The sequence below is a fragment of the Rhizobium oryziradicis genome (genome assembly GCF_001939045.1).
Taxonomy (GTDB): Bacteria; Pseudomonadota; Alphaproteobacteria; order Rhizobiales; family Rhizobiaceae; genus Allorhizobium; species Allorhizobium oryziradicis.
On sequence record NZ_MKIM01000028.1, the window covers coordinates 555,743 to 568,332 of the forward strand.

Annotated in this window: 11 protein-coding genes; 8 read left to right on the plus strand and 3 right to left on the minus strand. The window is 56.2% G+C overall.

What is annotated here, in order from left to right:
- Positions 1–113 precede the first annotated feature (113 nt).
- Positions 114–899: a TSUP family transporter gene (locus tag BJF95_RS18125; RefSeq protein ID WP_075640825.1), complete on the minus strand. Its 786-nt coding sequence runs from the start codon at positions 897–899 to the stop codon at positions 114–116.
- A gap of 289 nt (positions 900–1,188) precedes the next feature.
- Between BJF95_RS18125 and BJF95_RS18130 the strand changes: the two genes are divergently transcribed.
- The 8 genes from BJF95_RS18130 (at position 1,189) to BJF95_RS18165 (ending at position 10,697) form a co-directional block, all read left to right on the plus strand.
- Positions 1,189–2,505 (plus strand): sirohydrochlorin chelatase, encoded by a 1,317-nt coding sequence (locus BJF95_RS18130; protein WP_075640826.1) that lies wholly within the window; start codon positions 1,189–1,191, stop codon positions 2,503–2,505.
- An 896-nt stretch (positions 2,506–3,401) separates the two neighbouring features.
- Positions 3,402–4,076, plus strand: a complete 675-nt coding sequence (locus tag BJF95_RS24495) for a precorrin-8X methylmutase (protein WP_075641131.1) — start codon at positions 3,402–3,404, stop codon at positions 4,074–4,076.
- Positions 4,069–5,283: a precorrin-6y C5,15-methyltransferase (decarboxylating) subunit CbiE gene (cbiE, locus tag BJF95_RS18140; RefSeq protein WP_075640827.1), complete on the plus strand. Its 1,215-nt coding sequence runs from the start codon at positions 4,069–4,071 to the stop codon at positions 5,281–5,283. The genes BJF95_RS24495 and cbiE overlap by 8 nt, the downstream gene beginning before the upstream one ends.
- Positions 5,280–6,017 carry a precorrin-2 C(20)-methyltransferase gene (cobI, locus tag BJF95_RS18145; RefSeq protein ID WP_075640828.1) on the plus strand — a complete coding sequence of 246 codons (738 nt, stop codon included), beginning with the start codon at positions 5,280–5,282 and terminating at the stop codon, positions 6,015–6,017. The genes cbiE and cobI overlap by 4 nt, the downstream gene beginning before the upstream one ends.
- Entirely contained in the window at positions 6,014–7,843 is a 1,830-nt protein-coding gene (gene cobJ / locus BJF95_RS18150) for a precorrin-3B C(17)-methyltransferase (RefSeq protein WP_075640829.1), read from the plus strand. The genes cobI and cobJ overlap by 4 nt, the downstream gene beginning before the upstream one ends.
- Complete coding sequence (cobM, locus tag BJF95_RS18155) at positions 7,840–8,616, plus strand: precorrin-4 C(11)-methyltransferase (protein ID WP_075640830.1); 777 nt, start codon at positions 7,840–7,842, stop codon at positions 8,614–8,616. Before cobJ ends, cobM begins: the two co-directional genes overlap by 4 nt.
- Positions 8,617–8,687: 71 nt before the next feature.
- Positions 8,688–9,647 carry a nucleoside hydrolase gene (locus BJF95_RS18160; RefSeq protein WP_075640831.1) on the plus strand — a complete coding sequence of 320 codons (960 nt, stop codon included), beginning with the start codon at positions 8,688–8,690 and terminating at the stop codon, positions 9,645–9,647.
- Between the two features lie 660 nt (positions 9,648–10,307).
- The gene (locus tag BJF95_RS18165; RefSeq protein ID WP_245297363.1) at positions 10,308–10,697 is read left to right on the plus strand and encodes a hypothetical protein; all 390 of its coding nucleotides are present in this window, start codon (positions 10,308–10,310) and stop codon (positions 10,695–10,697) included.
- Between the two features lie 41 nt (positions 10,698–10,738).
- On the opposite strand, the gene BJF95_RS18170 is transcribed toward BJF95_RS18165, so the two are convergent.
- Both BJF95_RS18170 and BJF95_RS18175 read right to left on the minus strand, forming a co-directional pair.
- Positions 10,739–11,467: a cobalt-precorrin-6A reductase gene (locus BJF95_RS18170; RefSeq protein WP_075640833.1), complete on the minus strand. Its 729-nt coding sequence runs from the start codon at positions 11,465–11,467 to the stop codon at positions 10,739–10,741.
- Entirely contained in the window at positions 11,451–12,578 is a 1,128-nt protein-coding gene (locus tag BJF95_RS18175) for a cobalt-precorrin-5B (C(1))-methyltransferase (RefSeq protein WP_083638901.1), read from the minus strand. Before BJF95_RS18175 ends, BJF95_RS18170 begins: the two co-directional genes overlap by 17 nt.
- Positions 12,579–12,590 lie beyond the last annotated feature (12 nt).

The window sequence follows — 12,590 nt, forward strand, 5'->3', positions numbered from 1 at the left end:
CCAGAACATACGCTATCTGTTCCAGTTGTGTTCTGCAAGCCCCTAATTTTCAAGGTTTTTGATTTACAGCATGTTGCGGTCACGCGGCTGAGTTGAACAAAACGCGCCGCGTTTTAGACGCCGAACCACATCCTGATCGGGTTGGCCGGATCCAGCAGCAATTTGCCCGCCATTGCAATGCAGGTAACAATCAACAACGGCTTGATGATTTTCGCACCGTTTTTCATAGCGAGTCTTGATCCTGTTTGGGCACCCAGAAATTGCCCAGCTCCCATGATGAGGCCCACCTTCCACAAGATGACACCGTTGAAGACGAACACCAGAAACGCGCCTACATTGGAGCCGAAGTTGAGCAATTTGGTGTGGGCAGTGGCTTTCAGCATGCCAAAGCCTGCCAGCGACACAAAGCCGAGCATGAGAAAAGAACCTGTGCCGGGGCCGAACAATCCATCATAGAAGCCAATCAAGGGCGCGAAAACCAGCCCGAAGAGAAATGGCGTGATGCGGCGGTGGCTGTCGACATCGGAAATATTCGGCTTTAGCGCGAAATAAAGGGCAATGGCCACCAGCAGAAACGGCATGATCACTTTCAACACATCGCCCGGCACATAGGTGGCCGCTGTTGCGCCAATTACACCGCCAATCAGCGACATGGTTGCCATGGGCAATTGCGTTTTAAGCTGTACGTGGCCTTTGCGCGCATAGGCAATGGTGGCAGATGCCGAGCCAAACTGGCCTTGGAGCTTGTTGGTGCCCAAGGCTTCGAGCGGAGGAATGCCAGCAATCAACAGCGCTGGAATGGTGATGAGACCGCCGCCGCCGGCAATCGAATCGACAAAGCCACCAATGAATGCAGCGAGAAACAGAAAAAGGAGGATTTGAAGCGTAATGTCTGCCACGGGACTATCCGTTGAAGGAGGGAAACTCTCTTTGCAACACGATGGGCGCAACTGCAACCGGCCTGATGGCGCTTGGGCAAAATTCTGGTTTGACCCGGGATGCTGCCTTCGCTATTCCTGTCGCCAATATGTGCGACGGCGCCTGTTCGACAGGCTGGAAATAGTCCGGTGCGGCTGACCCAAACAGGGGGCCAATTCCGGAGCTGTCCCAAAGGCCATTGGAGCTGCCCCAAAAGGGCGCTTCGGCGCTTCGTACATGCACTGAAACGAAGCATGGAGGCCTTATCTCATGGCAGAAAAACTCGGAATCATGGTCTGCGGTCACGGCAGCCGCAACCAGAATGCAGCGCGCGAATTTGCGGTGATTGCAGAGGGCTTGCGCGCTCGGAACCCCGATATGCCGGTGGAATACGGCTATCTCGAGTTTTGCAATCCGGTGATCTCGGCAGGGCTTGATAGCTTGCGCGAACAGGGCGTCACCCGTGTTTTGGCCGTGCCCGGCATGTTGTTTGCAGCAGGCCATGCGAAAAACGATATTCCATCGGTTCTCAACACCTATCAGGCGCAAAATCCGGGCATGGTGATCAATTACGGGCGCGAGCTTGGGATTGACCTGAAAATGATCCGTGCGGCGGGTGATCGCATTCAAGCAGCCGTGGATGAAGCCAACGCCACAATGGGCGTGGTGGATAAGCATGACACGCTGCTAATGGTGGTGGGTCGCGGATCGTCTGACCCAGATGCCAATTCCAATGCCACGAAAGTGATGCGGATGCTGTGGGAGGGCATGGGTTTTGGCTGGGGCGAGACCTGCTATTCCGGCGTGACATTTCCGCTGGTCGAGCCGGGTCTAACCCATGCTGCCAAGCTGGGTTACAAGCGCATTATTGTGTTTCCTTACTTCCTCTTCACCGGCGTTTTGGTGAAACGCATTTACAGCTACACCGATGAGGTGGCCGCCCGACATCCAGAGATCCAATTCGTCAAGGCAAGCTATCTCAATGATCATCCATTGGTGCTGGACGCCTTTCAGGATCGGGTTAAGGAAATCCTCGACGGTGCGGCGGTGATGAACTGTCAGATGTGCAAATATCGTGAGCAGGTTCTGGGCTTTGAAGCCGATATCGGCCAACCGCAGGAAAGCCATCACCATCACGTCGAAGGCATTGGCGGCGGTTTGGAAAACTGTCCGTGCAAAGGTGATTGTGATGCCTCCTGCCGCAATGAGGAGTTCTGCAAGACGCATGGCCTGCCATTTACACCGCTCCATTCCCACGCTGAGCCTGCATCGCTAGAGCCGGTTTTTGACTACGGTGCCTCCACGACACTCGGCGGCAAATATGGTCATCTGTTGAATGCCAGCCCGGATGCAGAGCTGGATGCCGTGATGAACGCTCCTTCGAGCGGCAAGGTTCATGCCCATGAGCATGGACCAAACTGCGGCTGTGGCCATGATCACAGTCACGATCACCGGCACGACCACGGACATGATCATAGCCATCAACATGGGCATGACCATAGCCACGATCATGGACACAGCCACACCCATGCCCCTTATCCCCATGCTGATCATCCGCTGGGGCCAAAATCGATGAAGAAGTCTTAAATCAAGTGCTGTTTGACCGCATCCTGATTGTCGATTGGTCTGGGGCCAGCAAACCGGTGAAGGGTAAAAACTCCATCTGGGCCTGCTTGATTGAGCAGGAACAGGCGGGGGCCAAAATTCTGTGGCTGGAAAACTTCCCAACCCGTGCGGCCTTCATGATGCGGTTTGAGCAGGTGGTGAATGATGCGCTGAAAGCAGATCACCGCTTGCTGGCAGGGTTTGATTTCGCTTTTGGCTATCCGGCAGGAACGGCAAAACGTGTGACGGGGCAGGCGGATTGGCAAGCTCTTTGGCGGGTGATTGCGGTTGATGTCCACGACACCGACTCCAATGCCAACAACCGGTTTGAAGTGGCTGCACGCTGGAACCAGCACTATTTCAGCGATAGCCCGCGCTTTTGGGGCAGGCCGCAGGCTCTTGTGCTGAATGGGTTGACCGACACGAAACCACCTGCACCTGTTGGCCCGCCCTTGGCTTTTCGTATGTCAGAACAACATGCCAAGGGAGCGAAATCGGTTTGGCAATTGGCTTATGCGGGCTCGGTTGGCAGCCAGAGCCTGTTAGGTATTGCCCGCCTCAGCGCCTTTCTCGATCAGCACCCCAGCCGGGAGAAAATTGCGGTTTGGCCCTTTGAAACAGGGTTTCGCAACCAGTTTTCCCAAGCAGTGGTGTTGGCCGAGATTTATCCCTCGCTGTTTGAGGTGGCATTGAACGACGGTGATGTTAAAGACGCGGCCCAGGTGCGGCGAGTCGCGCAAGAGTTTGCGCGCTTTGACGCTGCCGGGATGTTGGGCGACTTGTTTGCACGGCCATCGGTGTTGAGTGATGCACAGGTGGGTATTGCTGTGCAGGAGGAGGGTTGGGTTTTGGGGATCGGACATGAAAATTTGACTGTGATGGCAGACGAAGAACCGACGCAGGAGACGCCGCTATCACGCCTGGATTATATCCGCGATCCGGCCGAGATTTACCGTCAATCCTTTGAAACCATCCGTCGCGAGGCTGATCTGGCGCGGTTCCCAGAGGTCATGCAGCCCTTGGTCATTCGCCTGATCCATGCCTGCGGCATGGTGGATGTGGCGGAGGATATTGTCTTTTCTGAAGGCGCATTTGAAGCGGGCGCAAGGGCGCTGGCCAGTGGTGCGAAGATTTTCTGCGACGCTGAGATGGTGCGTCATGGCATTATCAGCCGTTTGCTGCCCGCTGGCAACGAGGTGGTTTGCCTGCTGAATGATGTGCGGGTGCGCCCGCTTGCGGCATGGAACCGCACCACGCGTTCTGCCGCTCAGGTCGATCTCTGGGCAAACCAGATGGAAGGAGCGGTGATTGCCATTGGCAATGCGCCCACGGCCCTGTTTCGCCTGCTGGAATTGCTCGACCAAGGGGCGGTGAAGCCTGCCCTGATTCTTGGGTTTCCCGTCGGGTTTGTGGGCGCTGCTGAAAGCAAGGCGGAGCTTGCTGCCAACAGCCGTGGCGTGCCTTTTATTGCGGTGCAAGGACGTCGCGGCGGCTCGGCCATGGCATCGGCGGCGGTAAATGCACTGGCGGGAGGGCTTGGCACCAATGGCTGAAGCATGGCTCACCATCATTGGCATCGGCGACAATGGCTTGCAAAGCCTCACGCCGGTTCAGCTTGCGCATTTGCAGGAAGCGCGAGTGCTGGTGGTGGGAGAGCGGCTTCAGGACAGCGTTCAAGGGGCAATTCCCGATGTGACGCGGATTTTAACCTGGGGCGCAGGTTTTCGTCCCACGTTGGACGAGGTTTTGAAACTGCGCGGCACGCCCGTCACGGTCATCGCCACCGGCGATCCGATGCATTTTGGCATTGGCGCAACCTTGCGACGCTATGTTGAGGCGCATGAAATGCGGGTGCTGCCATCGCCCTCGGCTTTTTCGCAGGCCGCAGCACGGCTTGGCTGGCCCTTGCAGTCTGTCGCGCAGATTTCGCTGCATGGAAGACCACTTGCCCATCTCAATCGCCATGTTTTGCCGGGTGCCCGGCTGTTGGCGCTGACCTCTGATGCTGGCACGGTGCTTGATACGGCAGCGCTTTTGGTCAAGCGCAGTTTTGGTGCATCCATGCTGCATGTGCTGGAGCATATGGGCGGAGTGCGTGAGCGCACCGTGCGCCACACCGCCGAGGAGATGGTGGCGCTTGCACCCGATTTGAGCGATTTCAACACGTTGGCGATTGATTGTGCAGCCTCTGGCCCTGTGTTGTCGCCGCTTGCCGGCCTGCCGGATGATGCCTTTCGCCACGATGGCCAATTGACCAAGCGTGAGGTGCGGGCCGCAACTCTAGCTCAGCTAGCACCCTATCCCAATGCGCTGTTGTGGGACGTTGGCGCTGGCTGTGGCTCGATTGCCATTGAATGGATGCGCGCAGGCATGGGCACCCGCGCCATTGCCATTGAGCCGAAGTGTGAGCGCGTGGCGATGATGCGTGAAAACGCGGATGGGCTTGGCGTGCCGGATTTGGAGATTATCGAGGCGGAGGCACCGGCTTGCCTCTCAAAGCTTGAGCAGCCGGATGTGATTTTTATTGGCGGCGGCATTACCACCGATGGGTTGTTCGAGGCCTGCTGGCAGGCACTGAAACCCGGCGGTAAACTGGTGGCCAATGCGGTAACGCTGGAAGGCGAGGCGGCGCTGGTATCGCTTCGTGGCCAGCATGGTGGTGAGATGAGCCGCATTTCCGTTTCGCGGGCGGCAGCCGTTGGCCGCTTTTGTGGTTGGAAATCACTCATGCCGGTGACGATGTGGAGTGTGGTGAAGTGAGCGGTAAACTCTACGGCCTCGGCCTTGGCCCCGGTGATCCGGAATTGATTACGCTCAAGGCGCATCGCATTCTGACCTCCGCTCCGGTGATTGCCTATCCGGCTCCTGAGACTGGCCCAAGCTTTGCCCGCCAGATTGCCGCCCCTTATTTGCGGGCCGATCAGCTGGAAGTGCCGATGATTGTGCCCATGCGGGTCGAGCGGTTTCCGGCACAAGAGATTTATGATGCCGCAGCCATAACCTTGTCGCATCATCTCGACGCTGGCTCGGATGTGGCGGTGCTGTGTGAAGGAGATCCCTTCTTCTATGGCTCCTTCATGTATCTGTTTGAGCGCTTGGCGGGTCGTTATCCCACCGAGGTTGTTCCGGGCGTATCCTCGATGATGGCGGCGGCTGCCGCCTATGGCCGCCCGCTTGCCGCGCGTAATGATGTGTTGAGCGTGTTGCCGGGGCCGATGGATGATGCTGATCTAAGCTTGCGGATCGAAAGCGCCTCTGCGGTGGCCATTATCAAGCTCGGTCGGCATTTCGCCCGCATTCGTGCTTTGATTGCCTCCATGGGGCTGACGGAACAGGCTGGCTATGTTGAGCGTGTGTCGCTGGCCAATCAAAAGATCATGCCGCTTGCTGACGTGAGCGAAGATGTCGCGCCTTATTTTTCAATGATCCTGATCTACAAGGGGGCCGAGGGCTGGGCGCACACCCCGGCAAAGCCGCCGGAAAGACCGCTATGATGCTGACGACAAAACCCGCCGTTGTTGTGCTGATGCCAACCGCCCTTCCGCTTGCCCGCAAAATTGCCGCTGTGATGGATGGCGAAGTGCACGGAGCGCGCGCGCGCGTCGAAGGCGCGGATGTTGCCTTTGATGATGTGAAAAGCCATGTGGGCGCGTTGTTTTCCCAAGGTCGGCCAATCATCGCTATTATGGCCTCTGGCGCTTTGATCCGCCTTTTGGCTCCGGTGCTGAGTGATAAGCATTCCGAGCCGCCAGTGCTGTGTATTTCTGAAGATGGCACATCCGTTGTGCCGCTTTTGGGCGGACATCATGGTGCCAATGATCTGGCGCGCACCATTGCCGATGCGTTGCAGGCCCACGCGGCTGTGACCACGGCAGGCGATTTGCGCTTTGGCGTCGCGCTGGATGCGCCGCCGCAAGGCTACACACTGGCCAATCCGGCACAGGCAAAGGTCGTGATGGCCGAGCTGGTGGCAGGCGCTTCGGTGAAGCTGAACGGTCATGCCGATTGGCTTACGCAGTCGCGTTTGCCTTTTGCCGATGATGGCCGGGTGACGTTGACCGTCACGGATCTGGCCCATGCGCCGGGGCCATTGGAGCTGGTCTACCATCCCAAAACGCTGGTGCTTGGCATGGGCTGTGAGCGTCATGCATCGGTGGATGAAGCCATCGCTCTGGCGACAAAAGCCTTGGGCGAGAGCGGGCTTGCCGCCCAAAGCCTTGCCGCCATTGCTTCCATTGATGTGAAAGCGGATGAAACTGCCATTCACGCCGTAGCCAACCATTTTGGTGTGCCAGCCCGCTTTTTTACGGCTGAACGGTTGGAGCAAGAGGCAGGGCGGCTTCAAAATCCGTCAGATGTGGTCTTTGCCGAAGTTGGCTGCCACGGCGTTGCCGAAGGTGCGGCTTTGGCGAGTGTCGGGGCTAATGGAAGCCTCGCTCTGCCCAAAATCAAATCCAAAGGTGTGACGGCGGCCATTGGCAAAGCACCGCACATCATGGATGCCAACACCCTTGGCCGCGCGCGCGGCAAGCTGTTTGTGGTCGGCATAGGGCCGGGGTCGGATGGATGGCGCTCTCCCGAGGTCTCAGCCATGGTCTCAGCATCGAGCGATCTTGTCGGCTATTCGCTCTATCTCGATTTACTGGGGCCTTTGGCAGCAAATAAGGCGCGGCACGATTTTGATCTGGGCAAGGAAGAGGCCCGCGTGGTCCATGCCATGGAGCTAGCAGGGCAGGGAAAAACCGTGGCGCTGGTCTGCTCCGGTGATGCTGGCATTTACGCCATGGCAACTCTGGTGTTTGAGCTGTTTGACAAGGGTGGTATTAGCGATGCAGCCCACCGCATCGAGGTGCAGGTCTCACCCGGCATTTCCGCCTTGCAAGGGGCGGCAGCGCGCATTGGTGCGCCGCTGGGGCATGATTTTTGCACCATCTCGCTCTCCGATCTTTTGACCCCGTGGGAGCATATTCAGCGCCGGGTGAAGGCGGCAGGCGAGGGCGATTTTGTCATTGCCTTCTACAATCCCGTATCGATGAAGCGCCGGACGCAGCTGGCCTATGCCCGTGACGAGCTGTTGAAGTACCGCCCCGGCGATACGCCCGTCATTCTCGCCACCAATCTTGGCCGCCCCGGAGAACTAGTGCGTACTGTGCCGCTGGCAAAGCTGAATGTCGATGATGTGGATATGCTCACCGTTGTCGTAGTTGGCTCTTCCGAGAGCCGAACCGTCACGACCGGCGATGGCATAACATGGGTCTATACGCCGCGCGGATATTCCGGCAAGGCGGATACCGCAATGCAGAAGGAAGCACAGCAATGACCGTTTATTTCATCGGCGCGGGCCCCGGGGCACCTGATCTGATTACCGTGCGCGGCTTGCGGTTGATTGAGCGCTGCCCGGTCTGCCTCTTTGCGGGCTCGCTGGTGCCGGAAGAGATTGTGAAGGCAGCACCAGAGGATGCGCTGGTTAAAGACACAGCTCCCATGCATCTGGATGAAATCATTGCCGAGATGGCCGCAGCCCATGAGAAGGGGCAGGATGTGGCGCGTGTGCATTCCGGCGATCCGGCCATTTATGGGGCGGTTGCCGAGCAGATGCGCAGGCTGGATGCACTCGACATTCCCTATGATGTGGTGCCGGGCGTGCCTGCCTTTGCCGCCACGGCGGCCCGGCTGAAAACCGAGCTGACATTGCCGGAAATCGCCCAGACGGTGATTATCACCCGCACGGAAATGAAAGCATCGTCGATGCCTGAATTTGAGACGCTGGAGATTCTTGGCAAATCGCGCGCCACCTTGGCCATTCACCTGTCCATCCGCAACCTTGCCCATATCCGCGATACGCTGACACCTTACTACGGTGAGGATTGCCCGGTGGTGATTGCCTATCGCGCCACATGGCCTGATGAGCTGTTCATTCGCACCACGCTGAAGGATATGGCAGACGAGGTGCGCAAAGCCAAGATTACCCGCACGGCGCTGGTGATGGTGGGCAAGGTGTTTGGCAATGTCGCATTTCGCGATAGCGATCTGTATAATTCTGATTTTTCCCATGTGCTGCGCAACGTGGGCAAGAAAAAGAAGGTGGGTTGAGGGCTGCACTGGTTGCAGCATCGCGTAAGCGCGGTAATGTCTGCGAGAAGATTAGGTTGAAGGATTGAGCAATGCATAAGGTGATTTTTGACACAGACCCCGGCGTTGATGATGCCATGGCCCTGCTTTTCCTGCATCACCATGCAGAGATTGACCTTTTGGGCATTACCACCGTGTTTGGCAACGCCACCATTGAGACCACCACACGGAACGCCCTCTATCTCAAACGCGAGTGGAATATTGATGCGCCCGTCGCGCGTGGTGCCGGAGAAACATTTATTCCCCATCGCGTTAGCCACGAGCCGCCTAAATTCATCCATGGCGATGATGGTCTCGGCAATATTGGTGTGCCGGATGTGGTGGATGTGCCGCTCGATCCGCGTCCCGCGCATCGGTTTATTGTCGATATTATTCGCGAAAATCCCGGCGAGGTGACGCTGGTTGCGGTTGGCCGAATGACCAATCTTGCCAATGCCCTCAAGGAAGACCCGGAGATTGTCTCACTGGTCAAAGAGATTGTGATCATGGGCGGTGCCTTTGATGTGAACGGCAATGTCACCCCGGCTGCCGAAGCCAATATCCATGGCGATCCGGAAGCCGCAGACATTGTGTTGACCGCCACATGGCCGGTTGTGGTGGTGGGTCTGGATGTCACAACCCGCACAGTCATGACCCGCCAGCAATTGGCCGATATTCGCGATGCGGCTGGCAAGCGGGCTGAATTGCTGTTTGATCTCTCACAATTCTATATCAAGTTCTATGAGAGCCGGGTGCCAGATGGCATGGTGGTGCATGACGCTTGCGCCTGTGCTTATGTCGTGGCACCAGAGCTGTTTAAAACCCGCAGCGGCGCAATGCGCGTTATCTGCGGTGGCCTTGCTGATGGACAAACCATTCAAAAGCCCGATCATATGGGCTTCGGCCCCAGCGATTGGGACAATCTGCCCAGTCAGAATGCCTGCGTGGAAATTGATGCAAACGCCGTGTTGAAATTGATCCACGACACGATTGTCTCGGTAAAAGAGAGCTGATCAAGCCTATGGCATCGTGCAGAAAAGCAAACTAGAGCATCGGCCGAAAAGTGGGAACCGGTTTTCGGATCAATCCGATGCTCTCAGCGCGATGCCATTCTGATTTTTTTAACTTTGCCTTGTTGTGAAGCGCAGAGAGCGCCTCGCAGACAGCTGGAATTGTCCAGATGCGTTATATTTCCCTTTTTATTGCGAGAATACGTCGATCAGTTGCTTCAATCTGGCATCGTTAGACGAAGTGCGCTAAATTTAGTTTGTTTAATTTAACGTGCGTTAAGTTTTTCTTAATGAGGTTTCTGGCTTTTTCTCTGCAAACGAGCGGTTTATTGTTTATTTTTGTTGTTCTGCAAGAGGTATATTGCTAGCCAGCCTTTCAATTTTGATGGTGTGCCTTGCATTCGATATTGCAGATTTCTGATTTATTTGTTATTTAAGAAATTAATAATTTAAACTCTGGCGATTGGTGTCATTAAATTGCGTAAAAATTCAGCGTTGGATCTGGGTATGCCAAGTGATGCAAGACCGAGAGGTGTACTGCGTCGCATATCCATATCTCAAGGCGAATATGTTGTGCTTGATGACCCGAATGCCGTGATCACTACAGTTCTTGGATCCTGTGTTTCAACCTGTATTCGTGATCCAAAGCTCGGTGTTGGCGGAATGAACCACTTTGTTCTTCCAGAACCCAAAGCCTTGGGCGGAGCACCTTTGGGCGGCGATCTGTCTCGCTACGGTTTGCACCTTATGAAGCAGCTGATCGATGATTTGCTGATGCGTGGTGCAGATATGCGGCGGTTGGAGGCCAAGATTTATGGCGGCGCAAGCCCCTGCAATTCCTACTATAACGTTGGCGAGCGAAACGCGAGCTTTGCTTTCGGCTTCCTTGCGGAGAGACGTATTACCGTTGTTGAGGCCCGTTTGGGTGGAAGCTCCGGCTGCAAGCTTGATTATTGGCCAGTATCCGGCAAGGCCATTTACATGCCTTTGCGGCCCGAAAAAATGATGATACCGCCAAAAGCCATTCAGATGAAAAGAGTGCTGCCATTTTAAACGTATCCTTCGCGCAGGACGGCGCTGGAGCCAGCTTCGATTTAAGATATTCCGCAACGAGCTGTTTGATTTTCCGGGGCTTCATCATCACGTCTTGCGATCATCACAACGGGGATGTGCAATCTGCGTGCGGCGCTAATTTTGCCATAGCTCGCATCGCCGCCTGAGTTTCGCGCCACCACATGCGTGATTTTGTGGCTCTCAAGCACTTGTTTTTCCTTTTCCCAATCGGCATCTGCTTTGCCCAAAATAATATGAGCATTTGGAAAGCCAAGATCAGATGTTGGTGCATCGATCATGCGCACAACAAAGTGGCAGTCTTTGCGATGCGCGAATGCGCGAATATATTGGCTGCCGAGTGCAAGGAAAACGCGCGCACCAGACGGCAAAGCCCGCGCCGCTTGCTCTAGTGTTTCGACCTTGATCCACACATCGTCTGGATGGGGCTGCCAAGCCGGTCGCCTCATGACATGCAGCGGAATGCCGGTTTGGCGACAGGCGGCGGCGGCATTGGTTGATATTGTCCTGGCAAAGGGGTGGGTGGCATCGTAAACCCGAGTAATGCCCTCAGCTCTCAAATAGCAAACCAGGCCGTCCACACCGCCAAAGCCGCCGATACGCACAAGGCCGGGCAGGGATGCGGGAGAGGCTGTGCGCCCGGCAAGCGAGGTGATGACCTCTGCTTCACCCGTTTGCATCAATGTGGTGGCGAGCGTTACCGCTTCCGCTGTTCCACCCAGAATAAGATATCTCTCAACGCGCGCGGGCAAGGATTTCGCCCTTTCTGTCGGTTATGATAATATCGACTGAAACATCTGCGTCGCGCAGCGTCGCCTGTGCTGTTTTAAGCGCCAGTTCTGCAATGGGTGTAGCGATATCGAATCTTATTTCCTTTGATATTTCAAGTATTTCCAATGCAGTGTTTGCATTTTGAATTCGATCGATCATATTTGAAGTTAATATGTCATCATAAAATATTGATTTCATGAATGAATTGTCAATTTTACTGCGAGACGAATGCAGATCCAGTGCCCCTTGCGCAAGCTTGCTCATTTTCGCAAATCCCCCCGCAATTGTCAGACGCTCCACGGGATGTTGGCGCATATATTTCAGCAGGCCGCCTGCAAAATCTCCCATATCCAGCAGGGCTTGATCGGGCAGATTATAAAGCTGTTGGGCAGCCTTTTCCGATGTCGAGCCGGTAGCACCCAGCACATGCTTTATGCCCATGGCACGGGCCACATCAATGCCGCGATGGATGGAGTGAATCCATGCCGCACAAGAAAAAGGATGGACAATGCCGGTGGTGCCCAGAACCGAGAGACCACCTATTATCCCAAGACGCGGGTTCCAGGTTTTCTGCGCCATCTCCTGCCCACCGGGTATGGAGATGGTAATTTCGACATCAGCCTCCAAGCCATGGGTGGTCATGAGAGCTTCGACCTCGCCCACCATCATCGTGCGCGGCACCGGGTTGATGGCGGGTTCGCCGATCGCCAAAGGCAAGCCCGGCTTGGTCACCGTGCCAACGCCATCGCCCGCTTTGAATTGAATGCCATGGCCATTCGGCAGCAGGCGCACCTGCGAAATAACGGTTGCGCCATGGGTCACATCCGGGTCGTCGCCTGCATCCTTGATAATGCCTGCCTTGGCCCAGCCATCACCGAGCGCTTCCAGCGCCAGCGCAAAGGCGGGTTCCTGCCCACCCGGCAGGCGGATGCTGACGGGGTCCGGAAAGGTGCCGGTGATCAAAGCCGTCAACGCTGCCTTGGTGGATGCAGTGGCACAGGCACCTGTGGTCCAGCCAGTACGAAGCGGCCCCTGCGGCTTTCGCAGGGCTTTGGAATCAGGGCTGTCTTGGGGCTGTGCCGGATCAATCATAGCCCTTTATAA